Annotated in this window: 1 protein-coding gene; it reads left to right on the top strand. The window is 64.1% G+C overall.

Going from position 1 to position 644, the window contains the following annotated elements; genetic code table 11:
- Nucleotides 1-111: 111 nt before the first annotated feature.
- A partial coding sequence (locus EOA85_RS36715; protein WP_164760197.1) for an IclR family transcriptional regulator occupies nt 112-644 on the top strand: 533 nt, incomplete at its 3' end.

The raw sequence follows: 644 nt of genomic DNA, 5'->3' as shown, positions 1-644 counted from the left end.
CGGCTAGCCATTGATTTCGTTGAACGATCCGTTTTCCATAGGTTCGGCTTGGCAGATCAGTGGAAAACTTTTTCATTGCGCTAATCGACGCGAAATCGGCAAGAATGCCCCATGGAAACCACCGAAAAACGCCAGCGCGGACGTCCGCGTGCCTTCCACGGTCCGTCCGACGCCGCTTCGGTGCAGTCGCTCGACCGGGCGCTGCGCATTCTGGCCATCGTCGCCGAAGGCAGCGGGCTGTCGCTGAGCGAGATCGCCGCGCAGAGCGACCTTGCGGCATCCACCGCCTACCGCATGCTGACGACGCTGGAAAACCACGGCATGGTCGAGTTCGACAGCACCGACCAGCTGTGGTCCATCGGCGTCGGGACTTATCGCATGGGTGCGGCGTTCCTGCGCCGCCGCAAGCTGGTCGATCGCGCCCGTATCGTCATGCAGGAACTGATGGAGAAGACCGGCGAGACCGCCAATCTCGGCGTCGCCGAGGACGATTGCGTGGTCTTCGTCAGCCAGGTCGAGACGCATCAGGCGATCCGCGCCTTCTTTCGGCCGGGCACGCGCAGTTCCTTCCATGCGTCGGGCATCGGCAAGGCGGTGCTGGCGCATCTCGAGCCGGAACGCGTCGGCGCCATCCTGCGCCGGGC

The organism is Mesorhizobium sp. M5C.F.Ca.IN.020.29.1.1 (assembly GCF_003997375.1).
Classification (GTDB): domain Bacteria; phylum Pseudomonadota; class Alphaproteobacteria; order Rhizobiales; family Rhizobiaceae; genus Mesorhizobium; species Mesorhizobium wenxiniae.
This window is presented reverse-complemented; position numbering and strand designations above follow the sequence as displayed.